The following is a 22,698-nucleotide window of genomic DNA, read 5'->3' on the forward strand; positions in this document are numbered from 1 at the left end:
CAGCTTGGACTGGAAGCTGCCGTGGAGGTCGTCGAGACGTGACCGATACTCGTCGGCGTTGTTCGAGAACGCGTCCTCGTTTCCACCACCGATCTCCGTGAACCCCTGCTCGATGGTGCCGACGGCCGTCTTCGCCCGCAACGGGTCGAGCCAGAAGTGCGGATCCACCCCGCCCGAGAGGTCGTGTTCGTGGTCGTGATGTTCGCCCTCGCTCTCGTTTTCGTGGCGCTCATGTTCACTCTCGTTTCCGTTGTGCTCGTCCTCGCCCTGATGGTCGTGCTGCCCGCCCTCGTTCTTGTGGTGCTCGTGGTGGTCGGATTCGTTGCCGGCGCTCTCGTTCTCGTGGTGTTGTCCTCCCTCCCTGTCGTGGTGGTGATGACCCTCACCGGCTTCGAGCAGTTCGACGTTCGAACCCACCGTGACGACCGCCACGTCCGCGTTGTCCGCCTGAAGACTCGATACGAGGTCGTCCGCCCACGGTTGGAACCCCTCCATCCCGGAGACGAACAGGTCGGAATCGAGCACCGTGCCCTGTAGTTTTGGCCCCGGTTCCCAGCCGTGGCCGTGCTGACCGACCGGAACGAGCGTGTTCGCCGTCGCGGCGTCGCCGGCGACGTACGAGGCGAAGTCGCCGAAGACGAAGAACGACGCCTGTGCCGTCTTCTGCTCCTTCGACGTGCTCGACGCAGCGGAACTGGTGTTCGATCCATTGCCACCGCCGCCGGATTCGTTGCCACTCCCGGTCCCGCTCCCGCCGAGACAGCCAGCAACGCCACCGACACCCGCCACTCCAGCACCGGCCAAGACCCGCCGCCGTGTGTAGCCTTTCGTCATCCTAATTGCTAATTTCCCCTCACGATATAATAACAGTTGTGATCGAGTACGTAGATGTTGTTAAACCCGGCCGAAAGGGGTTCAGCCTCCCTCCTCTCGTCGATGAACCGCTCGCGGCCGGACACTGACCACTCGGACGATGCCGGTACCTCTATCGGTACCCGGAGAGGGTGAGGACGATCAATCGGGTGCACGACCTGCGGAGAGCGCCGCGACACGACCATCGCCGTACATCACGTATATTTCGTCGGCTCCATCCCCGTCCGTATCCGCCAACTGTGGATGGTCCCAGATCGGGACGTCACGCTCGTATGACCCGAGAACGTCGCCGGTCCGTGGGTCGATGACCGAAACGACTCCACCGTTCGTTACCGAGACGAGCTCTGGTCGTCCATCCCCATCGACGTCACCCAGGCTCGGTGCCGGTACGACCTGGATATCACCGGTGTCGAGGGTCGTCGTCCATTCGGTTGCCCCGGTGGTTGCGTTGAGACTTCTGAGCTTTCCGTCACGTGCGACGACGTAGAGTTCCGGCTGCCCGTCTCGGTCCCCGTCTTCGAGGGAACGGACCGCGGAGAAGTCCCCGAAGTCACGTTTCCACTCGATCTCCCCTTCGGCCCCATCGAAGACGACTACCTGCCCCTTCGTGTTGGCGACGACGATCTCAGTAGGCGGATCCTCGTCAGTCTGCCCAGTCGCCATCCACGTGATGGTCGAATTCAGCGGTGAAGACCGACTCCACTCGACGGCTCCGTCGGCGTCGAACACAACGAGAGCATTGGCTCCAAAACCGACCGCCAGCTCCGTGGTGCCGTCGCCGGAGAAGTCCGCGAGTGCGGGCTGTGAATTCACGTAACCGGACACATGCTGTCGCCATGCCACCGTTCCATTCGGGTGGATCACGATGGCCGTTCCATTGGTGTCGACTGCGATGATCTCCTTGCCCTCACCCTCGACGAAGTCCGCTACAATCGGTTTGGTGTACCCATAGGACGTGAGGTTATAGCTGAAGAGTCGTTGACCAGATAGTCCCTCGAATCCGTGGACTCTGTTCTCGGTCGTTTCGACGAGCACTTCCTTGGTACCATCCTGGTTCACGTCTGCTATTGCTGGGTCTGCAACTGAATGAATCGTACAGTTCTTCAGGGGGATGGAATAGTTCCATATCTGGTCCCCGGTCGTCCCATCGAGCGCCACGAACGCACATTGGTCGGAGCTGTAGTTCCCACTGATCGGCGCGTAGACGACCGACTGGCCGTCGATCCGTCCAGCGGCCGGTGCGTGATGGTTGGAGAGCACTGGCTGTGCAGTATCACTGACCCAGAGCGTCTGCAGTCCGCCGCCACCTCCGCCCGCCGTGAATCCATAGACGGCAGCGCCGCCGAGCGATAGGGTCACGATGAGAACTACTATCGCCGTTCTAGACCGCATTCCGTCTGATACACAACGGGGGGAAAACTAAGTGATGTGGTTCATACCTCGATACCCTCCCACTGGCTCTCCGCTCACTACGAATCGTACGAGAGCGCCACCACCCGCCCGTCGCCGTACATCACCAGTACCTCCTCGGTCCCATCGCCATCGAGGTCGACGAGCGTCGGATGCGTCCAGACGGCGACGTCACGCTCGTAGGACGCGAGACGATTTCCGTTCGCCGGGTCACGCACCGAGACGGCCCCACTGTTCGTTACGGTCACGAGTTCCGGCTCACCGTCGCCGTCGAGGTCACCGAGGTCGGGCGGCGGGGCGACCGAATCCTCCGTCGAGAGGTCCGCGTGCCACTCGACCTCGCCGGTTCGCGCCGAGAGCGCATCGAGGTTTCCGCCGCCAGTCGTGACGTAGATCTCCTTCGCTCCATCCCCGTCGCCGTCGCCGAGCGCGTGGATCGCGGGCCGGTTGTTCGAGGTGTTCCAGCGCCACTCCGTCGCCCCCGTCGTCCCGTCGAGCGCCACGACGCCGTCCCCGGTGGCGACGAACAGCGTCTGCTCCCCTTCGACCGACCCGCTGACGGCGAAGGCGGCGTAGACCGAGCGCTCCCAGACGAGGGTTCCGTTCGGTTCGTAGAGCGTGACGTTTCCCGGCGCGCTGACGGCGACCTCCGGACCGCCGTCGCCGTCGAAGTCCGCTTTCTTCGTGTCGGCGGTCACGCCGGCCGCGACCTGGTCCTGCCACGCGACGGTTTCGTTCGGCCGTACCGCGAACACCGAGCCGTCGAAGTCCGCGACGACGGTTTCACGGACCGGTTCGGCGAACACTGCAGGCGCGCTGTACCCGAACGAAGTGAGGTCGAAGCGGAGGGTTTCGGTTCCGTCGTTCGCGTCGTAGCCGTAGAGCACGTTCTCGGTCGTGGGTATGAGCACGTCCAGCTCACCGTTACCGTCGAAATCCGCGATCGTCGGGTCGCCGATGCCGTGGGTGGCACACGACCGGTTCCGGATGGTCCGCTCCCAGTCGGTCGTCCCAGTACTATCGAGCATGACGAGTGCGCACTTCGCGTCAGGCGTGCCAGCGACCGAACTCACCGGGGCTGCGATGAACGTCTGCCCTCCAGTACGGACCGCGGCCACGGGATGGTGGTTGACTTGGTTCGGCCGTGGGGTGTCGCTCACCCACTCCTCGGTGAGCGTTCCGCTGGACGCTGTAACCGTATCGTAGCCGACCACCGCCGCCCCAGCGAGTGCGACGACGACGACGGCCGCGACCAGCCCGGTCCGCACCTGCATACCCGCTCCTGTCCTCGTGCCCGAATAAGGCCTCGCGTTGGTGCCCCCGATTCGAGGCCCGTACTACGAGTCGTACGCGAGCGCGACCACCCGCGCGTCGTCGTAGATCACGAATATCTCGTCGTTGCCGTCACCGTCGACGTCAGCGACCCGCGAGAAGGTGTTGATCGGGACGTCGCGCTCGTACGAATCGACCGTTTCGCCGTTCGTCGGATCGACGACGAGGACCCGTCCGGCGGCGGTCACGGCGACGAGTTCGGGGTCGCCGTCGCCATCGAGGTCGCCGAGGCTCGGCGGCGGCATCACCCGCGCGTTCGTCTCGGCCGTGAGTCTGGTTCGCCAGTCGAGACTCCCGTTCGCGGCGTCGAAACTCCGGAGCACGCCGTCCCGCGCGACCACGTAGACCTCCGTTCGACCGTCGCCATCGCCGTCGCCCATCACACGGACCGACGCCCCCTGCGCACTGAGGTTCCGCCGCCACTCGACCGACCCGTTCGCGCCGTCGAGCGTGACCACCTCGCCGAAGAAGGTCGCGAAGGTGAGTTCGAGCGCGGCGTCGTCGTCGGCCTGGCCGGTCGTCATCCACTTCGTGGCGCTCGCGTTCGGTATCGCTTGCCGCCACGCTACGCTGGCATCGCGTTCGAGCACGATCGCCTCGCCACCCAACTGTCCGATGGCGATCTCGGGCTCGCCGTCGCCGTCGACGTCCCCGATCGCCGGTTGACGGACCCGGGCGTCGCCGAACGACCGCTGCCACGCGACGCTACCGTTGCCCGCGAACGTGAACACGCCGCCACCGAGGTCGGTGACGACCGTCTCGTTGCCCGCTCCTGGGAGGAGGTCGCCGACGAGCGGTTTCGAGTAGCCGTACGACGAGAGGTCGTGTCGGAACTCGACGCTCCCGTTCCGGAGGTCGTAGGCGACCACCTCCTCGGCGCTCGTTGCGGCGATCACCTCCCGATCCCCGTCGTCGTCGAAGTCGGCGATCGTCGGGTCCGAGATCGAGTGGATGGTACACTCCTCGGAGGCGATGGTCCGGTTCCACCGTTCGGTGCCGTTGGCGTCGAGCGTCGTCAGCCGACACGTCGTTCCCCGGCGGCTGTTGATCGGCACGACGACGAACGATTCGCCGTCGACGAACGCCGCCGCCGGTGTGTGGTGGTTGGATTCGAGGGCTGCCGGTGGAGTGCTCACCCACAGCTCCGAGAGGGTTCCGTTGTCGGCGCTCTGGCCGGTGAGACCACCGGGGTTCGTCAATCCGACGACCGCCGCACCAACCAGTCCGACCAAAACGATGGCCACCACCAACGCGGTCCGCGGACGCATTGGTCGGCAGTTTCGCCGTCGGATCATAAACGCTCGGCTTGGCCGCCCCGATTCGAGGATCGAACCAACACACCAGATCAATTACCTTTTTGTTCCCGTCGATGAAGCCATGGTATGAGACCGCGCCGGGCAGCCGTCGTTTTCCTCTCCCTGCTCGTCGTCGCGGTCGGGACCGCGAGCGCCCACCAGATCCAGAGCTCGCGGTTCGCCGCGCCCATCCCGCTGGAGTTCCTGTTCGGCGGTGCGGGCGTCACGGTCGCCGTCACCGCTCTCTGGGTCGGGCGAACCGGCGACGTGACCGAGTTTCGAACCTGGCGCACGCCGCTGGTGATACCATCTCGCATCGCGACTGCGGGGCGCTACGGGGTGAAGGCCGTCTTCTTCGTGGGCTTTCTCGTCACGATCGGACACGGCCTCGTCGGCCCCCAGGTCGAAGCCGAGAACGTCGCGACGGTGTTCGTCTGGTCGGTCTGGATCGCGGGGCTGGGGTTGTTCTCGGTGCTCTTCGGGAGCCCGTGGCGAACCCTCTCACCGTGGCGCGCGGTCTACGACGCGCTGATCCGCCTCGAAGGCCGGGAGATCCGACTGCTCGATTCGTATCCGTCGTGGCTCGCGTCGTGGCCGGCGTTCGTCGCCTTCGTCGTCGGCATCGGGATCCTCGAGAACCTGACGGTGGTCCCACGCTCGCCGGCATCGACCGCGGTCGTCGTCGCGGCCTACGCCGCGGTCATGGTGCTCGGTGGGATCGCCTTCGGTGAGGAGTGGTTCCGACGTGCCGACGGACTAGCAGTACTCTATCGGTTGTTCGGCCGGGTCTCGCCCGTGGGGTTCGCCGAAGCTCGTGACGGCTATCGGCTCCGATTGCGCCCGCCATGGGCGGGCTGTACGGAGGCGGTTTCGAACCTGAGCCTCGTGGCGTTCGTCGTCGGCGCGGTCTACACCGTGAGCTTCGACGGGTTCACGAGTACGCCGGAGTACCAGAACCTCCTCTTCGGGCTGCGCGACCTCCTCGACAGCGGGCCCACCACTAGCGTGCTGATCTACGTCATCGGGTTGGGTGGATTTCTCGTCGCGTTCGTCGCGGTGAGCATCGTGATGACGCAACTGAGCGCCCGGGAGTCGACCTGGCGGGAAACGGCGCTAGCGTTCGCGCCGACGGTCGTGCCGATAGCGGCCGCCTACGAGGTCGCTCACTACTACCCGCTCGTCGCCGAACGCCTCGGCGTGCTCGCCGCGCTCGCGTGGTCGATCGCGGTCGCGCCGGCGGACCCCGTGACGATCCTCGGGTGGCTCTCGCTCCCGGCGTTCTGGGGCTCACAGGTCCTCCTTATCGTCGTCGGGCACGTCATCGCGGTCGTGGCCGCCCACGCCGTCGCTGTCGAGCGCTCGGTGAACCTCGCGGACGCCCGCCGGACCCACCTCCCGCTCGTGGCGCTGATGGTCGGCTACACCGTCCTCTCGCTCTGGATCATCTCGCGGCCCATCGTCTCGTGACGATACGCCTACTAGAATCGGTACTCACCCGAGCACGTATTCCCGATCTCCGTCGAGTCGAAGTCCCGCCTGAGGGTGATCGGATGGTCGTTCTCGCGCGCCCGCATCCTCTTCCGGGAGCGGCCGACGACGTCGGATTCGCGCGCCACCGTCTCCGCCGACGCACAGCCGTCCATCCCGCTCGACGCCCCGAGGTTCTCGCCGATGGTTTCGACCATCCCCGACCCGGCGTGGACGAGACAGAGGATCTTGCTGACCCGCTGGGACCGGCTGTCCTGATCGTACCACTGGTCGTGGTGAAGTCGGATCTTCGAGAGTTCGTCGAACGCCAGCGAGGAACGTGAAACCGCGCGGCGTTTCGAGGGTTGCACCAGAATCGATAGGCCTCCCCCGCCCCGAGCGGGATTATAGAATGAATCGTCGCACGTTCGTGCGCACCGGGGCCGCCGTCGGTACGCTCGGGTCGGTCGCGCTCGCCGGTTGCACGCAGTTGTTCACGACGGGCTCTCAGTACGCCCCGCCGATGGTCGAGAACCGACCGAACGCCGTCTACATCCCCTCGCACAAGGAGGGGATGGAGATGGCCGGGATGTCTGGAATGGACAGCACGTCCGGAACGAACAACAGCTCCTCCATGGACGGGATGTCGGGGATGAACGACAGTACCTCGACGAGTGGCATGTCGGGGACGAACAACTCCTCTATGGATAGTATGTCCGGAATGGAGGGACAGCCGGCGACGCTCCGATGCGCGCTGACCTACAGCTACCCCCACCGATTCTGGACCGTCACCGGAAGTGATACCGAGAAGGTCTCGATCGCCTCCGACGACACGCTCCACCTCATGGTGAGCGTCTGGGATGCAGCGAGCGGAGTGTACGTAATGGACACCAGCCCGACGATTACGGTCTCCCAGGACGACGAGGAGGTCACGACGAACACCCCCTGGACGATGGTCTCGCAGAACATGGGCTTTCACGCGGGCGACAACGTCACGCTTCCGGGCGAGGGCACCTACACCGCGAAGGTGGAGGTCCCCGCCGTGACGACCCGACGACTCAGGGGGTTCGATGGACAGTTCACCACGCCACGGACCTTCGAATTCGAGTTCGACTACAGCCAGGAGACACTCGAGAACCTCTCCTTCCAACGCCTCGACGACCGGAAAGGGAATCGGCAGGCGATCAGCCCGATGGAGATGGATATGATGCCCCTGTCCACCGCACCCGCTGCCGGTTCGCTTCCGGGCCGGACGCTCGGCCGAACGAAGACGGCCGACGACATCGTGTTCGTCGCCACCGCGATACCGGACGCCGCCGACTTCGATATCGACGGGAGCACGTATCTCGCCGTCTCGGCGCGAACGCCGTACAACCGATACGTCTTGCCGGCGATGTCGCTGTCCGGGACGCTCACGCGCAACGGACAGCAGGTGTTCGACGGCCCGCTCACGCCGGCGCTCGACCCGGAGCTCGACTATCACTACGGGACGGGGATCGATACCGTGCAGGCGGGCGACGTTCTCGAACTCTCCGTCGAAACCCCGCCGCAGGTCGCTCGACACGAGGGCTACGAGACCGCATTCCTCCAGACGGCCACGACTCGGATCACCATCGAGTAGGAAGCGAGGCCAATGAACTACAAGCCGACCGGTACTGTTCCGATAACGAGTACCAGAACCGAAAGCTAAAACGAAAAAGGCTCCCCGACGAGTGCTACTCCGAGGCGACGAACTGTTTCGCGAGGGGGAGGACCTGCTCCATCGAGCGCGCCGTATCGAACGGGTCGGGTGCCGCTCGACGGAGGCTCAGCGTGTCGAAGTAACTCGCGTGTCGGGCCTCGACCGAGTGGATACTGAGTGCCGACGTGAGCACCTCCGAACTGGAGATGGATGGTGCCGCACCAGCGTACGCCGACACACCGACGTCTTCGAGACGGGCCGCGGTCGCGACGAACTCGGGAACGGTCTCGTACCCGAACTCGTACTCCGCTTCTCGGACAGGGGTGCCACCGAGATCGCTGATAGTTTTCTTGAGTGCCTCAACATGCGCCTTCTCCTGGTCACGGATCTCCTCGAACTGCTGGTAGGTCGAGTACTGAAGCGTCGGTCGATCGAAGTAGTTCGCGACCTCGGACCGTTCGACCTCGCGTTCTGAGAAGGGTCCGCCGCTCGATGCCAGTGCGTCGCGGTAGAACGCGTATTCGAGGTGCTCGAGCGAAAGTGCGTAGTTCAGTACGTCGACATCGCTCGGGGACGTATCGTCCGGAAGTTCGACGGCGTCCGAGCCTGCATAGCCGTGCTTCCCGGACTCGTCTCGTTCCCAGTAGAGGGAGGCGCTCGTCTCGTCGCCGGTGAGCCCTGCCCCATCTGTTGGGAAGGTCAGAACGAGGTCGTCGGCACCATCGCCATCGACATCCTCGACCGCACCGTCCTCGACTGGTCGAACACCACCACCGTTTGCGAGCAGATCTGTCGTTCCGAAGCGGTATCTGACGGCGCGCTCGGTTGGGTCGAACCTCACATCGTCTCCATCCTCGTCCGTGAATTGGGTCGAGTGAACGGCGACTGCGACCCGACCGTTCCCGCTCGTGTCGATTCGGTTTCGCGTTGATTCGGGTTCGATATCGATGTCGAGTTGCTTCGGGAAGTGAGCCGCAGCTACGCCGCTCATCATGGGAAGCGCAGTGGCAGCTGCAGCCGTCCCGAGAGCGAGTTTGACGAACTGGCGGCGATCGGTGTGCTCCGACGATCGTCGGAGTGAAGGTGGGAAGTCCATGGCTGTTTCGGACCCGCTTACCGTGGGGTCGGTCACCGATTCGACGGGGACCGTATCGTGATTTCTGGCTTGAACGTCGAACTCAAACATCAGCAGTGCGGCACGATCGCAATGTAAATATATCCGATACTTATGTCTCGTTTAGAGGTCTCCGATGAATTCAGTGGAGACCGTCCGACCGACCGGCACATCGTCAACGGGCTGCTTTTCGGAACAGAATCGTATTGCGATTTCGACAGTTTAGTTTCCTTCAGTCCGCCTGTACGCTGGAGGACGAGGAACGCTCGTTGATTTCACACGCCGGTGAGTCAGCAAGCGACGTGGCGGCGTGCAGGAGGCTCCCGGTGAGGAGTGCGATGCTCGTGACGAGAAAGAGCGTTCCGGCGGGCGAAGCGAGGTCGACGAACAGCCAGTAGATGGGTGCAGCAGCCGAAGAACCGGCGACCAGGATGACGAACTGTCCGATGATCGGCCCACAGCAACTACACGCGTTCGCCCCGATGAACGCCGCCGTTCCGACGGTGCTCTCGGTTACCTCCGTTTGCGCGCCCGACCTCCAGAGACGAGCGATGATCGCGGCGTTGAGGCCGATCAGCCCGCCGAGCATCCCGACGATGACGAAGACGCCGACCGAGAGCATTCCGACGAAGGGAATCGTCGGGAAGAACCATTCGAGCGTGGGCCACGTCACGAGCGGGAACAGTGTCGGCAGCGTCGTTACGGTGGCCGTCTGCGGTGCGTTGAGACCTTCCTCCGGTACGAAGGAGAAGAAGCCGGCCGCGAACATGAAAAAGAGCCCGGCGGTGAGCGCGACGCCACCACCGAACCGACGTGCCGTCCGGTCTCGAAGCACCGACCGGATCGCGCCAGCACAGTCCTGCCAGAGGATATATCCAACGGTAAGCGGAACGCTGAGAACGAGCGCGTACCCCAGCGGATTGGTGTACTCACTCATCCCGACGAGTGCCGGATAGGCGATCCAGAGGCCGAGCTCGATCCCCAGGATGGAATACTCGGGCCGTGTCGGCCACTGGAGCCGGCCGAGAAGGAGGCTGCCGGTCATCATCACGAATCCAAGCAGTAGTGCGATTGGTTCGTACCACGCCCGCGGGAACGGAATCGAACTCGCGGTGTACTCGGTTGCGGTAGCCAGCTGTGTGAACAGGACACCACCGACCGCAGCCAGCACCAACCCGGCGAAGACGCTCCAGAGCGCGTAGTGTGAGTAGGATGGCTTGAGCACTCGCGGGAGATACGCGCTAACAGCGGCCATTCCGAGCCCGAGTCCGATCAGGCACAGGGCGTGCCACTGCTCGAGGTGAACACCGCCAGCGTAGACGTGGGTACCACTGGTACCGTGCGCCGCGGCGAGCGGGGTCGCACAGAGAGCAACGAGAACGGTCCCGAGCCACACGACGACCCGAGTCGTTCGGCGTGACCGCCAGCCCGCGGTCGACCATTCGTCCTCATTGCCCGAGGGATCCATACGCGCCCTCGACTCTCGAAGGACATGACTCCGTCGAACGACGGTACAGTGCGTACGTTCCGGTCACGGTTACGTTCGGCAACCGAGGTCCGAACGAAGCGGAGAGAAAACCCCGTCAGAGGTTCTCTCGCTCGTTGGCTCACCTATCGCTCGGTCCCGACCGAACCACTCACTGAGGAAGTTTATGTTCGTCACCCTCCTATCGCAGGGTGTATGGTGGACAACCGAGAGAGCCTTCAGGGAGAGTCTACGGCTATTCCCTCTCCGAGTCGTCCAGTAGTCGGACGGGTTCCCGAGAGACGGTGGTACACGGATGACGAGCGTGTCCGGACATCGCATCCCTTCGGCTGGGGAGCGGCGCTCGGTCCTCGCCAAACAACGCGCTGGGTTCATTCATAGATTGGACCCTCATCAAGCCGATCGGAGGGGACATCGCCGAGAGGGGAGACGCCTCTATCTCCAGCAACGATGTCCGAAGGCCATCTACTACATCGAATCCTCGAAGACGGGCATCTCTCGGATCTACGAGTCTCCCGAGGCGATCGACCCGGACGTACCGATCGAGAAGGTCGTCATCGACACGCGTTACGAGACCGGTCTCTCGTTGCGGAAGTTCGGTGATGCGTCCCGTCTCTCCATACAGATGGTTCTCGCTTTCCTCGGAGTGTTGCTCATCGTGGGAACGCTCTATTGGCTTCCATCCCCCGGGTTCGGACTACCAGTCGATTGGTCGAGGCTGAGGCCAGCGATCGAGTTGGGTGCGGCCGCCATCGGTGGTGTTTGCCTCGCCGTCGATGTCCAGTCTTTCCACCGACTTCGTAGCCTTCGGGCGATCGGTTACACCGTGCCCGTCGAGCGTGAAACCGACCCCACAACCCAGAGTGCTCCATGACTCGCTTGGATGAGGTTTCAAAACCGCAGTCAGGTCCAAGGCACTGGACTCGAGCGAGATTCGAGAGCTCTCAATGTCGGATGATCGTTTGACGGAACGATTGATATCACGATCAGGGTGCGAAGGCGATGAGCTCAGCTACCGACGCCACGTATCCGGTGTGAGTGAGCCCTCTTCGAGAGCCATCCACCGAGGAGACCGCCGAACGCTCCGATACGAGGAATTCACATCTGTACACTGGCAGTTGTAACCCTGAGCAGCTATTGACCTCGATGGTGTGGATTCCTGGGCATCAGCCATGAGCGCTCGCTTGATATTCCGAAGATCTGGGAAGCCGGGGGCGAATCGACTACGGTAGAGACTTCTCAGCTGTTGGCTTTGTATGGTGTTGAGTTTTTCCGTGGCGGGTCGGATAGATAGGTATGAGTAGTCCGGAAGCCTCGAATCGGCAATCACGAACTGGCGAAAGTCGTCTGCGCTTGTGGATTTTGCTCGATGCACATCGGGTACTCATCGCAGGTGGCATGGCACTCGGCGTCTTTGGCGGATTGACCGTGCTCGGTGCACTTGATCCGACCCCGCTCAGAACGACGATGCGGGGGCAGGACCCAACCGATACAGCATTTCAAGCGCTTATTGCTGCTGTAATCACCGGCGTGACGCTAATCATCTCGATTGCTCAACTGTCCGTCTCACAGGAACTCGCGGCAGCTGGCAGCCAACGCGAGCGAATGACGAGTTCACTTGCGCTGCAGGAAGATATCGAGGATGCAGCCGACTCGATTGGTGATCCTAGCCCTGCAACATACTTGAGACTGCTCTGTGAAGCGAGTCGACGACAGGCGACGGCACTCGAAAAAGCGGTCGCCGAAAACAGCGACACGACACTACGCAAGAGGGTCGGTCGGTTTGTGAACCGGGTGAGCGAAAATGCGGATGGTATTGAAGGAGAGCTTGCGGACGCAGAGTTTGGCGAATTCGACGTCATTCGGGCGGCGCTCAACTATAACTACTCTTGGAAAATTTATGCGACGCGACGGCTCCGGATCGACCATGCGAATAGCCTCTCTGAGAAGGAGAACGACGCGTTTGACCGAATGAGTGACGTACTCCAGTTGTTCGGTCCAGCGCAGGAATATTTCAAGACCCATTACATTCAGTGGGAATTCGTGAACCTCTCGCGGGCAATCATGTATGTCTCAGCACCTGCGCTCACGGTCGCGGTCGCGATGCTCCTCTACGTGGATGCCGGCGTATTTCCCGGAGAAGTGCTTGGTATTGATAACATGACGTGGGTAGTGAGTGCGGCTGCCACATTTACCGCCCTCCCGTTTTTCATATTCATCTCGTATATGCTGCGGATCGCTACAATATCAAAACGGACTGGAGCGACCGGCCCGTTCATTCTCCGCGATTCCGAGCGGCTCGACGTATTCGACTGGTAGAACAAGAGGAGTTGATGCCAATATCACACAAGCATCATCGTGTGAGGATAAGTATCCCACCCGCTTGTGGCATCACGTGGTGGTCGCCAACTACGAGGGGCTCGCTGTTGACGAACTGCACTTCCCGAGACACGTACTTGCAATAGTGGGGTGAGGGTCGTAGCTCGGTGGCAGTACATCCAGGGACCTACTTGTCGGAGCTATGGAAAACGGCGGGCGGGGTTTCGATGTCGACGGTCGACCTCTCCCGCCCACTAAGCGATAGTACTGATTGTTGATGGATCTTTGGCCGACAGATCACGTATCCGTATTGCGCGGGATCAACGAACAGGACGGTGAACGGGCAATTGGACGAACCGCACGGCCGTACACTCGAGGATGAATTTGAACGCCTGATAGCCACTGACTCGGATATCAAGAACGGACCAATCGATGAGCGATGAGAATAATGCGGATACGAGTCTCGCCTCTACCCGGACTGCGGTTCGAGAGGGCTGCTGACCACGACCGTGAAACGTAGGTCCTGGAAGAAGGACCAAGCGCTCGATGAGGCTGTGCTATTTGGTAACAAGACTCAAGAGGTAGCAACCCGTATCGAGACGTGCAGGCGCGTTGCCTGTACTACGTGCGGCCAACACGGGGACACCGTGCGTAGGAGTAGACGCGAACCATGGGCCGGGGGGCAAACCGGCCGGCCCATTTTCCAGCCGGGTACCCGTTAGAAGGTAGCCACGGGAGTAGGAGACGCGCCCATCCCGTTCGTTTTTATTTCGGCGGCTAGGAGTTTCCGCCGCTCTCGGCAGTGGGGGTTGTGGAAACATCATCGACGACGAAGGCGATGAGACTTATCGCAGCGTCTCAGGGGAAGCTGTCAGCTTCTGCCGTATCTCCAGGCCTGTGTGGAATCGCTCGATGATCTCTGTTTGGTGCTCTTGACACGCAAGGACGGCAATTGCTCCGTTCTGGACTGGGATCAGGGGTTGGTTCGGGTCGGAAGGGGCGAGGTGACAGCTGGGACAACTGATACCTCCGGCTGGTCGGTGGGAGAGGAGTTCAGCGGTATCTCCGGTAGTGAGTCCACAGATGGCGGTGAACTGCTCAAGGTGGTTATCACAGCCGATGAGGGGAAGCGTGAGCTGATCGAAGAGAAGGAATGAGATCGTGTGGTCTCCGTGGGAGTAGAGAGCGGACTCGCATGCATCACACGGAATGGACGGACGATCCCGGAAATCTTCGCGCTGTTGCTGGGAAGCATCTGGTGGAGGCATAGCAACAATTCGCTCGCCAAACGGGTAAGCTACGGGGCTTCGCGGTTTCCCGAACCCACTCCCTATTAGGTATCGTCTGCGGGTTTACACGCTGATCATCGCCCACGGACGTATCTCGCCGCTGGTGAATTTCGACTGGGGTACGTGTTCGCTCGGTGTAGGAATCCAATTCTGAACAAGGTATAGAGGATCGGTCCCAGTGGCCGAGTAGTCGGGTCCGTTAAAAGTGGTGAGGGACTATATCGAGTTCGAAGATTCTAGATAGGAATGCCAGAAGAGGTAGTTTTTCGGACAGTTCTCAATTGGTTTCGAACTCGAAAATTCGCTGCAACTCGGTTTCTATTCGGGTAACAAACTCGGCAAGGATGGTATCGAACTCCTCCTCGTCGGGTATGTTCTGGACGCGATCGTGGGGATTCTCCGGGAGTTCAACACGAAATTCACCATTGCCATCGTAGAACGGCTCGCTCTCGTTGAGCACTTGGCGGTCGATCGACCGAAGGGGAGTCGAATCATATCGGTCATGCATGTATTGGTAGGCGTTTTTGTATGCTTCCTGAAGTTCATCGAGGTAGTGACTGTACTTCTCCTCGAATTTCTCGGGATCGAACGTGGTCACAACCGTTTGTTGGACGGCTGTCGGGTAAGTGATCGGGCGAGGGCCACCAGACTGTTTCTGCTGGATGGTCGATCTAGCCATCGGAGCCCGAAGAGAACGAGGGCGAGGTCTATGCCGTCACCTGACTCTCGGTTGGAGAGCAAAGCACGAGTAACAGGTAACGAGGACATCACCGAGACAACTTCCGGCCATGCTGTTTTTCCACAAGCGCTCCCCAGTACAGGAGCGCAAACGAAAGTTCAAAGTCCTCTAGACCGTTGCTCGGTCAACAAACATCCCGATGTGCCGCGCAACAATACTCTACATCCGTACTGCGGTATCCTCACAGGAAGATGCCAAGAGAGTGCAGCGCAGGCAAGCAGTCACGTACGCTACTGAGACTTTGGGAATCGCTCCTCGCGGTCTCCGAATTCTTCGCGACAGTGGTACGGAGGCTCGAAATGACGACTCATCATCGTATCAACGGCTGCTGGATCTCGTCACAAACGGGAAAATATCTCGTGTCATCGTTACCGATGCAGCGCGTTTAGGAAAGAACGTTCATGACCTTCACCGCATCGTCACCGAGTTCACCGACAACGGGGTTGCAGTCCACGTCATTGATGTAGGGCTGCAGGTCGGAGAATCTGAATTTGGGGCAGCGAGCAGGACTCCAGCTGAAACCCTCGAAATGGCAAAGGATTTGGAAATGAGTATCAAGTCCGGTCGAACGAAGGATGGCGTCGTTCTTGCTCAAGAACAGGGGTCCCACATCGGGAGACCTCCATTTGGCTTCGATAGCGACGGGAACGGTGGTCTCGTCCCAAATGAGAACTTCGAAACAGCGTTGGAGGTTATCGAACGGATCAAGACTGGGTCAAGCAAACGGTCGACAGCTAAGAGGGCCGGCACCACCCGCTCGACCGTTAGCAACATCATCAAGCAAAAGCGACTCTATCTGGACACGGAAACCCAATCCAAAGGGCACACTGAGTAACTAGCTGAGAACTCCGACCAGCTTGAATCCTCGTTGTGGCGTACACTAGATGACCCTCGTTGGCTAAACAAGCGTCGAATGTGACTGGGGTCCAACAGTCGAATCACCCGGTCCTCGTTGAACAAATATCCGCCTTAGAGTATGCCTTGTTCGTCGAGTTCGACTATCGCATCAGCCGAGAGCCCCAATCGGTCTTTGAGGATATCGCTAGTATCCTCACCTTTGCGCGGAGCAGGCTCGACATCAGGTTCGGGAGCGTCCGAGAAGTGGATCGGTGAACCGAAAACGCGGATGCCGTCCTCGAAGTCTGGGTGGGATACCTCCGGTGCCATCCCCCGCTCGGAGAGATGAGGGTCCTGAAGCACCTCCTCGATGGTCTGTACTGCACCGGCTGGGACGCCGGCATCGACGAGGCGATCCTCGATGGCCTGACGGTCCCGATCAGCGGTCCATTCCCCGATAACTCTATCAACTTCATCCATGTGATCGACCCGCTTGACGTTGGTTTCGAATCGGTCGTCATCGATGAGATCGGTCCGACCCATCACTTCGAGCAGCGTCTCCCAGTGGTCGTCCGAGGCACAGAGAATGGTGACGTATCCATCCTGTGTTTCGTAGGCGTTGTATGGAGCCTTCGCGAGGCTACTGTGGTGATTGCCCGTCCGCGGTGGAACGTCCGTTTCCTTGTACGCCGCCGCCAACTGTGATAGCAACGCTGGGAACACCGACTCGTACATGCTCGCCTCGACATACTGTCCCTCTCCCGTACGTTCGCGCTGGAAGAGTGCCCCAAGCACGCCTGCCGCGAGGTGGGTTCCGCCGAGGAAGTCGCCCGGTGCGATGCCAGTCTTGACGGGAGTGTCATCCGGAAACCCCGTTGCGTCCATCACCCCACCAGTTGCCTGCACGACGAGGTCCATCGCGAGCATGTCGCTTCTGGGACCGGTGTCGCCGAACCCACTACCGTGGGCGTAGATGAGTTCGGGATTGACCGACGAGAGCGTCTCGTAGTCAATGCCGAGTTTCTCCATCGTGCCAACGGCGTAGTTTTCGACCAGTACATCGGTCTCTTCGACGAGGTCTTTCAGCAGCTCCGTCCCGCGCTCCTCGGCGAGGTTGAGCGTGATGGCGTCCTTTGAGGAGTTGAGCATCACGATTTCGGGCGGTTCGCCGCTCTCGACACGTGACCGGAGCGGCTCGCCGAACGGGGGCTCGACCTTCACTACGTCCGCACCCATATGAGCGAGCAGCAACGAACAGTAAGGGCCGTTGTAGATCTGTCCGAGGTCGAGTACCTTGATACCGTCGAGTGGTTGTGAAGGTGTCATACAGGATGGCTGTCCCGGCCGCGTATTAGCGTTCGGCTTCCTGCTTCCAGTAGTGAACATACTGAGCGTTCGGCGCTCGAGTTTGCTAATCCGTATGTCCACCAGCCAAAGACTATTCCGTTACGGGAGTAAATCCCCCGCATGAGTCTTCAAAAGAACACTTCAACCGATCACGAGCCAACAGTAATCGTCTCCGAACTCATCGAGAACGCCGAAGCGGCGATGGCTGCCATCGACGACTACGACCAAGAGCGCACCGACGAGTTGGTTCAAGCAGTTGGGTGGGCCATCTACCCTGAGAAACGCGCACGTGAGATATCAGAAGTGGCCGTCGAGACCACGGGACTTGGCAACGTCGAAGACAAGATAAGCAAAAAACAGCGCAAGACGAAAGGCACCCTCTCGGACGTTCTTGGCAAGCCATCCGTGGGTGTCATCGACCGCGACGAGGAGGCCGGCCTGGTCGAAATCGCAAAGCCTGTCGGCGTCGTCGGCGCTGTAGTACCCTCGACGAATCCGGGCGCAACGCCGGGGAACCTCGCCATGATGGCGCTCAAAGGTCGCAACGCCATTGTGCTTTCGCCCTCGCCGGGCGGGGTCGAGACATGCGAACTCGTCGTTGAGTACATCCACGAAGAACTCGAAAAAGTGGGTGCGCCAACCGACCTCGTTCAAATGGTTCCGCGACCGATCAACAAAGCAACCACTTACGAGCTGATGGAGCAGGTCGATCTGCTACAGGTAACCGGGTCAGGTAGCAACGTGGAACATGGCGAGGAATCAGGGACGCCGAACTACTGTGTTGGCGAAGGAAACGCGGTATCGGTCGTTGACAGCACGGCCAACCTTCCGGCGGCCGCCAACCGGATTCAAGAGAGCAAGACGTTCGATTACGCAACGAGCTGTTCGAGCGATAACTCCGCTGTGGTCGTTGAGAGCGTCCATGAGGACTTCCTCGCTGCGCTCGAAGCCGAGGGTGGCTACGTCTGCAGTGACGAGGAGCGCGCGAAACTCGAATCGACCATGTTCCCGGAGGGCCACGGCTCACTCAGCGGCGAGGTCGTCGGCCAGCCGCCTGCGGACATCGCCGCCGCCGCAGACCTCGGAGAGGAAGCGCAGGATGCGTCCTTCTTCGTCGTCGAGGGCGAAGGCGTTGGTTCTGACTATCCGCTGTCCGGCGAGAAGATATCGGTCGTGCTCACCGTTTACGAAGCTCCTGATTTCGATTCGGCGCTCGACCGAACTAGTGATATCCTCGACTTCGAGGGTACTGGTCACTCTTGTGGCCTTCACACCACCGATGACGACCACGCTGAACGTATCGGACACGAGATCGATGTTGCCCGCCTCCTTATCAATCAGCCACAATGTTACGGCAACGGTGGAAACTTCGATAATGGCTTGGAGTTCACTCTCTCGATGGGGGCTGGGACGTGGGGGGGCAACCAGACCGACGAAAACATCAACTATACACACTTCCTCAACACGACGACCGTATCGCGCCCTCTCTCCGAGGAGGTCCCAAGCGACGAGGCGGTATTCGGATCCTATCTCGAAAGATACGGACGATAGAGTTCCTCGGTTTCGTAGTCAGCAAACGGCCCATCCCGTTATCGTTGGTCCCGAAGCGTCTATCAAACGTATTGAAGCCAAACCTTCTCCATGTTCTAGAATGGAGTATTGGGTTAGTTCGAGACAGATGCACGATCTGTCCGTGTTTCCCTCTTAGATATCCCCGAATAATCTCCTCGAAGCTCAAATAGTGGGGAGGACAACCAGAACAAGTAGTAACGGGGTCACTGTACATTTGCCGCTGGGATCGACAAACGTACCAACGGTAACGATGTCGGTACAATTCTCGGTAATTGTGAGCGAAGCACGGCGGTCCTCGCGTTGATGAAGTTGGTACGGAATCAGTGCAGCCGGCCGATTCTATCAATTATACAATATAAAAGACCGATTGATCTAACTCGATTGAAAGGTGGTTAACCACGATCCGTCGTAAAGTGAGAGACATCGCCATATCGAATCAGAGGTTAGCTTTAATAGCCTGTTCGTTTTTCGTCGCTCATGGAGCTTTCTCACGCAAGCACCACGCTTAATTGGTTGTTATGTTATCTACTCATGTGAGAAAGGGGTCGGATTCCGTCATGCAGCGCTGACGGATATATATCGAATATCCCTTCCAAGAAGTCTGTAAGAGAGTTCCAGCCTATGCGGCGAAGTAGATAAAACAAAGATGGATCAAATGTTCACTCGGCGGGAGGTCGTTGGCACAGGAATCGGACTCGGAGCGGCTGGTTTAGCTGGTTGTACCAGTATATCCGGTGAGAACACAGGGTCTGGCGGAACGAACAACTCTACAAGCGGATCAGGTGGGAACTATCCCTCTGAAGAGGTCTCGGTCATCGTTCCGTGGTCTCAAGGTGGTGGAACGGATCGTTCGACCCGTGCACTCACCCCGACGTGGTCGAAGAAGCTCGGGGCGAATTTCGTCGTCCAAAATTATCCCGGCGGCTCCACACAGGTCGGTGGCGAGAAGCTCTACAACGCCACTGCGGACGGGTACAACATCGCCATGTGGAATCTGCCACAAATGCAAGCGACTTGGCTGTTTCAAGACGCTCCGTATGATGGGTCGGACTTTGATTATATAGGGACAAACCACTGGGACCCAACGATGTGGTTTGCCCCGCAGGATAGTCCATACGAGAACATGACGGAGTTCATCGAGTACTCGCGAAATAATAGTGTCACTGTAGGGACGACAGCAGCTATCGGGAATACCGCACTGTCAGCACTCCTCGTTAAAGATTCCTATAATCTCGATTACCAGCTGGTGAACCTCGAAGGTGGCTCTTCGGTCCGGCAGGCAGTGCTGGCCGGCGACGTCGATGCAGCAGTCAACCAGCCATGGGCATTCAACCCATCGAACGTTGGGAAAGTAACCGCACTTGGAACGCACACTTCTGAGCCACAGAGCCTCTGGCCGAATACTCCGACGTTCAAGCAGCTCGGTATGACTGACGTCCCCTTAGTCGACGAGGGGCTTGGACAGTGGAAACTAGTCGTTGCACCCGGTGGGCTCAAGAAGAACCACCCTGACCGGTTTCAGCAATTAGTGAAGACGTACAAACGGACGATGAACGACAATGACTACCGCCAACGGGCGAAACAGCAGGGCAAACTTACCAAGATCCTTCAGTACAATGGTCCAGAGAAGACCAAGAACATCGTCAACCAGAACACGAAGTTTATGAAGAAATACCGCTCACTGATCGAGAACTTCAGACAAGGGTAATACCTTCTACACACATATCTATGAACATATCCGATTCGGATAAACCAAGCTTCAGCTTACTGGATAGAGAGGTGGTCGTTGATCCCGGTGAGGCGATCTTGCCGGTAGTAGTGCTGATTGGGTGCGGTATATACTACGGAGGGACGCGTAGCCTACCCAGCCAGTCCATGGTATATGCTGGACCGTTGCTGTACGGAACGGCGGCGCTTGCAGTTATTACATTTGCTCAGCATTCACTCACTATCGGACAAAAAACCGGTGAAGCTACCCCTCCCACACAAACATCTGAAGGGCAGACGGTCACCTCAGCAACCGATGCCGCTGAAGCGACCGCTGAGTCTGGGACCGGGACCGAACCCGAGTCAAACAACAAATACTTCAATCGCTACACTGCGGCTGGGCTAGTTGTTCTCTCGGCTGGCTACGTGTTTTCGCTTGAGATACTCGGGTTCATCTTTCCGACCGTTGGGTTTCTGGCAGCGTTGGTAACACTGTTCGGTGAACGCCGGCCGATATACATTACCACGTACTCAGTCGCTCTAACAGCCGTAACATGGGCAATCTTCATCTACTGGCTGAACATCCCGCTATGAACGGAGCTCCCATTCAATTGGCTAGCGGTTCGCTCGGAGAAGGTATCGGAGTGTTGTTCGATCCTGTTATCATAGCCGTGATATTTGTTGGAACAGCTATTGGTATCGTCTTCGGTGCTATCCCTGGCTTTTCCGCTACGATAACGATCATACTTCTTACACCCGTCACTATCCCACTTCAGCCCGCTGTTGCACTGATTCTCCTCGTATCAGCGTATGGTGGTGCGGTCTACGGAGGATCTATCCCGGCTATTCTCATCAACACCCCAGGTGCACCCGGTTCAGTAGTGACTTGCTGGGATGGATACAAGCTCACTCAGCAAGGAAAAGCCGTCTATACACTTGCTGTTTCAGCGTTCGCCTCTGGTATGGCTGGGATACTCGCAGCTGCCGTACTCCTATTGGCGGCCCCGATCGTCGCCGAGTTCGCCCTCGAATTTGGGCCCCCCGAGATGTTCCTTCTGGCGATTTTCGCGCTAACGATCATTCCAGCAGTGAAGAACTCCTCGCTCAGTAAGGGACTACTTGCGGGGCTGTTCGGTCTCTTGGTTGCAACCGTTGGAAACGACCCGCAGCTTGCACAACCCCGGGCGACTTATGGGTTGACGATACTACAAAGTGGCCTCGATTATATCGTCATCCTCATTGGACTGTTCGTTCTGACAGAGATGATTCGACTCGCGATGCGGGGGTCGACAGCTGAAAAAGTGGAGGATGAGACACTCGGTGGCTACGATCAAGTAGTTGCTGGCGTCAAGGCAGTGATCGCTCGCCCAGTTGATTTCCTTCGTTCAACGGCTATCGGGGCATTTGTCGGGTCGCTGCCGGGCGCAGGAGCTGATGTCGCCAACTTCGTCTCATACAACGAAGCTCAACGATGGTCGGGCGAAGAGAAATCCGCACTCTATGGAACGGGAATAATTGAGGGGGTCATCGCTGCTGATTCGAGCAACAATGCCACTCAGGGTGGGGCGCTCATCCCGACATTAACCCTTGGCATTCCTGGAAGCGGATCAACAGCAGCATTAATCGGGGCGCTCGCTATCCACGGCCTGAATCCCGGCCCAGGACTCTTCCAACGCTCTGGACCGATCGTCTACGCGATGATACTCTCGTTGTTCCTCGGAAATATACTCATAATTGTCTATGGACTCCCCGGCTCACGATACTTCGGGAAAGTAGCCTATATCCCGGTTCGTTTCATTATCCCGATCGTAACTGTGCTCGCGGTAGTCGGGGCATTTGCAGTGCGGAATGCACCATTCGACCTGTATGTCATACTCGTCGTCGGCGTCCTTGGACTCGTCTTTGTCAAGTACGACTATCCACTCGTCAGTCCCGTACTCGGGGTTATTGTCGGTGATATCGCTGAAACGGGGTTCGCACGAGGATGGCTACTGAACAGCGAAAGTTGGAGTGCTTTCATCACTAATAGTGGAGTGTCCATCGGCCTCACCGTTCTGATCTCCCTCTCACTCTTGACAACGATAGTCGGAAACTACCGCAAAGGACAAAGCAATTAGACCCGGATAAGCAGGGGAATACGCCGTGTTGAGGTTAGTAGGAACCATCCGCTCGCGAGAACGGAAACACATGCGGCTTGAATTATCCACTGGGTAGCAAATAGGGCAGTGGT

General features: G+C 59.5%; 19 protein-coding genes. 10 read left to right on the top strand and 9 right to left on the bottom strand.

The genetic code is table 11. The features are described from left to right. The 4 genes from C447_RS12420 to C447_RS12435 all read right to left on the bottom strand — a co-directional run. The coding region (locus C447_RS12420) for a metal ABC transporter substrate-binding protein (protein WP_239639178.1) at positions 1 to 834 on the bottom strand (834 nt) is incomplete at its 3' end. Between the two features lie 180 nt (positions 835 to 1,014). Next, positions 1,015 to 2,232 (bottom strand): outer membrane protein assembly factor BamB family protein, encoded by a 1,218-nt coding sequence (locus tag C447_RS12425; RefSeq protein ID WP_239639179.1) that lies wholly within the window; start codon positions 2,230 to 2,232, stop codon positions 1,015 to 1,017. A 110-nt stretch (positions 2,233 to 2,342) separates the two neighbouring features. Further along, entirely contained in the window at positions 2,343 to 3,557 is a 1,215-nt protein-coding gene (locus C447_RS12430; RefSeq protein WP_007694392.1) for an outer membrane protein assembly factor BamB family protein, read from the bottom strand. A gap of 63 nt (positions 3,558 to 3,620) precedes the next feature. After that, entirely contained in the window at positions 3,621 to 4,883 is a 1,263-nt protein-coding gene (locus tag C447_RS12435) for an outer membrane protein assembly factor BamB family protein (RefSeq protein ID WP_007694393.1), read from the bottom strand. Positions 4,884 to 4,997: 114 nt separating this feature from the next. Between C447_RS12435 and C447_RS12440 the strand changes: the two genes are divergently transcribed. Continuing rightward, positions 4,998 to 6,377: a hypothetical protein gene (locus C447_RS12440; RefSeq protein WP_007694394.1), complete on the top strand. Its 1,380-nt coding sequence runs from the start codon at positions 4,998 to 5,000 to the stop codon at positions 6,375 to 6,377. Between the two features lie 11 nt (positions 6,378 to 6,388). Here C447_RS12440 and C447_RS12445 read toward each other — a convergent pair whose 3' ends face one another. Then, positions 6,389 to 6,748, bottom strand: coding sequence for a DUF7405 family protein (locus C447_RS12445; RefSeq protein WP_007694395.1), 360 nt, complete (start codon positions 6,746 to 6,748; stop codon positions 6,389 to 6,391). A gap of 41 nt (positions 6,749 to 6,789) precedes the next feature. Here C447_RS12445 and C447_RS12450 point away from each other — a divergent pair, with 41 nt between their 5' ends. Next, complete coding sequence (locus C447_RS12450) at positions 6,790 to 7,998, top strand: iron transporter (protein WP_007694396.1); 1,209 nt, start codon at positions 6,790 to 6,792, stop codon at positions 7,996 to 7,998. 94 nt (positions 7,999 to 8,092) lie between these two features. On the opposite strand, the gene C447_RS12455 is transcribed toward C447_RS12450, so the two are convergent. After that, complete coding sequence (locus tag C447_RS12455) at positions 8,093 to 8,899, bottom strand: ferritin-like domain-containing protein (RefSeq protein ID WP_237713335.1); 807 nt, start codon at positions 8,897 to 8,899, stop codon at positions 8,093 to 8,095. A gap of 505 nt (positions 8,900 to 9,404) precedes the next feature. Beyond that, positions 9,405 to 10,640, bottom strand: coding sequence for a hypothetical protein (locus C447_RS12460; protein WP_007694398.1), 1,236 nt, complete (start codon positions 10,638 to 10,640; stop codon positions 9,405 to 9,407). 313 nt (positions 10,641 to 10,953) lie between these two features. On the opposite strand from C447_RS12460, the gene C447_RS12465 reads away from it, so the two are divergent. From C447_RS12465 to C447_RS17970, 3 genes are all read left to right on the top strand, one after another. Continuing rightward, positions 10,954 to 11,532, top strand: a complete 579-nt coding sequence (locus C447_RS12465) for a hypothetical protein (protein ID WP_007694400.1) — start codon at positions 10,954 to 10,956, stop codon at positions 11,530 to 11,532. 422 nt (positions 11,533 to 11,954) lie between these two features. Further along, positions 11,955 to 12,977 carry a hypothetical protein gene (locus C447_RS12470; protein WP_029601894.1) on the top strand — a complete coding sequence of 341 codons (1,023 nt, stop codon included), beginning with the start codon at positions 11,955 to 11,957 and terminating at the stop codon, positions 12,975 to 12,977. A gap of 899 nt (positions 12,978 to 13,876) precedes the next feature. Continuing rightward, the gene (locus tag C447_RS17970) at positions 13,877 to 14,134 is read left to right on the top strand and encodes a hypothetical protein (protein WP_153300693.1); all 258 of its coding nucleotides are present in this window, start codon (positions 13,877 to 13,879) and stop codon (positions 14,132 to 14,134) included. Positions 14,135 to 14,543: 409 nt separating this feature from the next. Here C447_RS17970 and C447_RS12480 read toward each other — a convergent pair whose 3' ends face one another. Then, the gene (locus C447_RS12480; RefSeq protein WP_007694408.1) at positions 14,544 to 14,864 is read right to left on the bottom strand and encodes a DUF5783 family protein; all 321 of its coding nucleotides are present in this window, start codon (positions 14,862 to 14,864) and stop codon (positions 14,544 to 14,546) included. 280 nt (positions 14,865 to 15,144) lie between these two features. On the opposite strand from C447_RS12480, the gene C447_RS17320 reads away from it, so the two are divergent. Then, positions 15,145 to 15,840, top strand: a complete 696-nt coding sequence (locus C447_RS17320) for a recombinase family protein (RefSeq protein ID WP_079255034.1) — start codon at positions 15,145 to 15,147, stop codon at positions 15,838 to 15,840. Positions 15,841 to 15,974: 134 nt separating this feature from the next. Here C447_RS17320 and C447_RS12490 read toward each other — a convergent pair whose 3' ends face one another. Further along, complete coding sequence (locus tag C447_RS12490; protein ID WP_029601871.1) at positions 15,975 to 17,168, bottom strand: CaiB/BaiF CoA transferase family protein; 1,194 nt, start codon at positions 17,166 to 17,168, stop codon at positions 15,975 to 15,977. A gap of 141 nt (positions 17,169 to 17,309) precedes the next feature. On the opposite strand from C447_RS12490, the gene sauS reads away from it, so the two are divergent. The 4 genes from sauS to C447_RS12505 all read left to right on the top strand — a co-directional run bounded on the left by sauS (position 17,310) and on the right by C447_RS12505 (position 22,585). Beyond that, positions 17,310 to 18,740 (top strand): acylating sulfoacetaldehyde dehydrogenase, encoded by a 1,431-nt coding sequence (gene sauS, locus C447_RS12495; RefSeq protein WP_007694413.1) that lies wholly within the window; start codon positions 17,310 to 17,312, stop codon positions 18,738 to 18,740. 676 nt (positions 18,741 to 19,416) lie between these two features. After that, positions 19,417 to 20,469 carry a tripartite tricarboxylate transporter substrate binding protein gene (locus tag C447_RS12500; protein ID WP_049904485.1) on the top strand — a complete coding sequence of 351 codons (1,053 nt, stop codon included), beginning with the start codon at positions 19,417 to 19,419 and terminating at the stop codon, positions 20,467 to 20,469. A gap of 20 nt (positions 20,470 to 20,489) precedes the next feature. Further along, positions 20,490 to 21,062: a tripartite tricarboxylate transporter TctB family protein gene (locus C447_RS17325; RefSeq protein WP_007694416.1), complete on the top strand. Its 573-nt coding sequence runs from the start codon at positions 20,490 to 20,492 to the stop codon at positions 21,060 to 21,062. After that, positions 21,059 to 22,585, top strand: coding sequence for a tripartite tricarboxylate transporter permease (locus tag C447_RS12505; RefSeq protein WP_049904482.1), 1,527 nt, complete (start codon positions 21,059 to 21,061; stop codon positions 22,583 to 22,585). Before C447_RS17325 ends, C447_RS12505 begins: the two co-directional genes overlap by 4 nt. Positions 22,586 to 22,698: the final 113 nt, after the last annotated feature.

Source organism: Halococcus hamelinensis 100A6, from assembly GCF_000336675.1.
GTDB classification, from domain to species: Archaea; Halobacteriota; Halobacteria; order Halobacteriales; family Halococcaceae; genus Halococcus; species Halococcus hamelinensis.

Bases quoted from the DNA above. Each gene is read 5' to 3' on its own strand.
- C447_RS12465 (WP_007694400.1), top strand. From the start codon at position 10,954: ATGACGAGCGTGTCCGGACATCGCATCCCTTCGGCTGGGGAGCGGCGC.
- C447_RS12450 (WP_007694396.1), top strand. From the start codon at position 6,790: ATGAATCGTCGCACGTTCGTGCGCACCGGGGCCGCCGTCGGTACGCTC.
- C447_RS17325 (WP_007694416.1), top strand. From the start codon at position 20,490: ATGAACATATCCGATTCGGATAAACCAAGCTTCAGCTTACTGGATAGA.
- C447_RS12430 (WP_007694392.1), bottom strand. From the start codon at position 3,557: ATGCAGGTGCGGACCGGGCTGGTCGCGGCCGTCGTCGTCGTCGCACTC.
- C447_RS12500 (WP_049904485.1), top strand. From the start codon at position 19,417: ATGTTCACTCGGCGGGAGGTCGTTGGCACAGGAATCGGACTCGGAGCG.
- C447_RS12470 (WP_029601894.1), top strand. From the start codon at position 11,955: ATGAGTAGTCCGGAAGCCTCGAATCGGCAATCACGAACTGGCGAAAGT.
- C447_RS17320 (WP_079255034.1), top strand. From the start codon at position 15,145: ATGTGCCGCGCAACAATACTCTACATCCGTACTGCGGTATCCTCACAG.
- C447_RS12435 (WP_007694393.1), bottom strand. From the start codon at position 4,883: ATGCGTCCGCGGACCGCGTTGGTGGTGGCCATCGTTTTGGTCGGACTG.
- C447_RS12490 (WP_029601871.1), bottom strand. From the start codon at position 17,168: ATGACACCTTCACAACCACTCGACGGTATCAAGGTACTCGACCTCGGA.
- C447_RS12440 (WP_007694394.1), top strand. From the start codon at position 4,998: ATGAGACCGCGCCGGGCAGCCGTCGTTTTCCTCTCCCTGCTCGTCGTC.
- C447_RS12460 (WP_007694398.1), bottom strand. From the start codon at position 10,640: ATGGATCCCTCGGGCAATGAGGACGAATGGTCGACCGCGGGCTGGCGG.
- sauS (WP_007694413.1), top strand. From the start codon at position 17,310: ATGAGTCTTCAAAAGAACACTTCAACCGATCACGAGCCAACAGTAATC.
- C447_RS12505 (WP_049904482.1), top strand. From the start codon at position 21,059: ATGAACGGAGCTCCCATTCAATTGGCTAGCGGTTCGCTCGGAGAAGGT.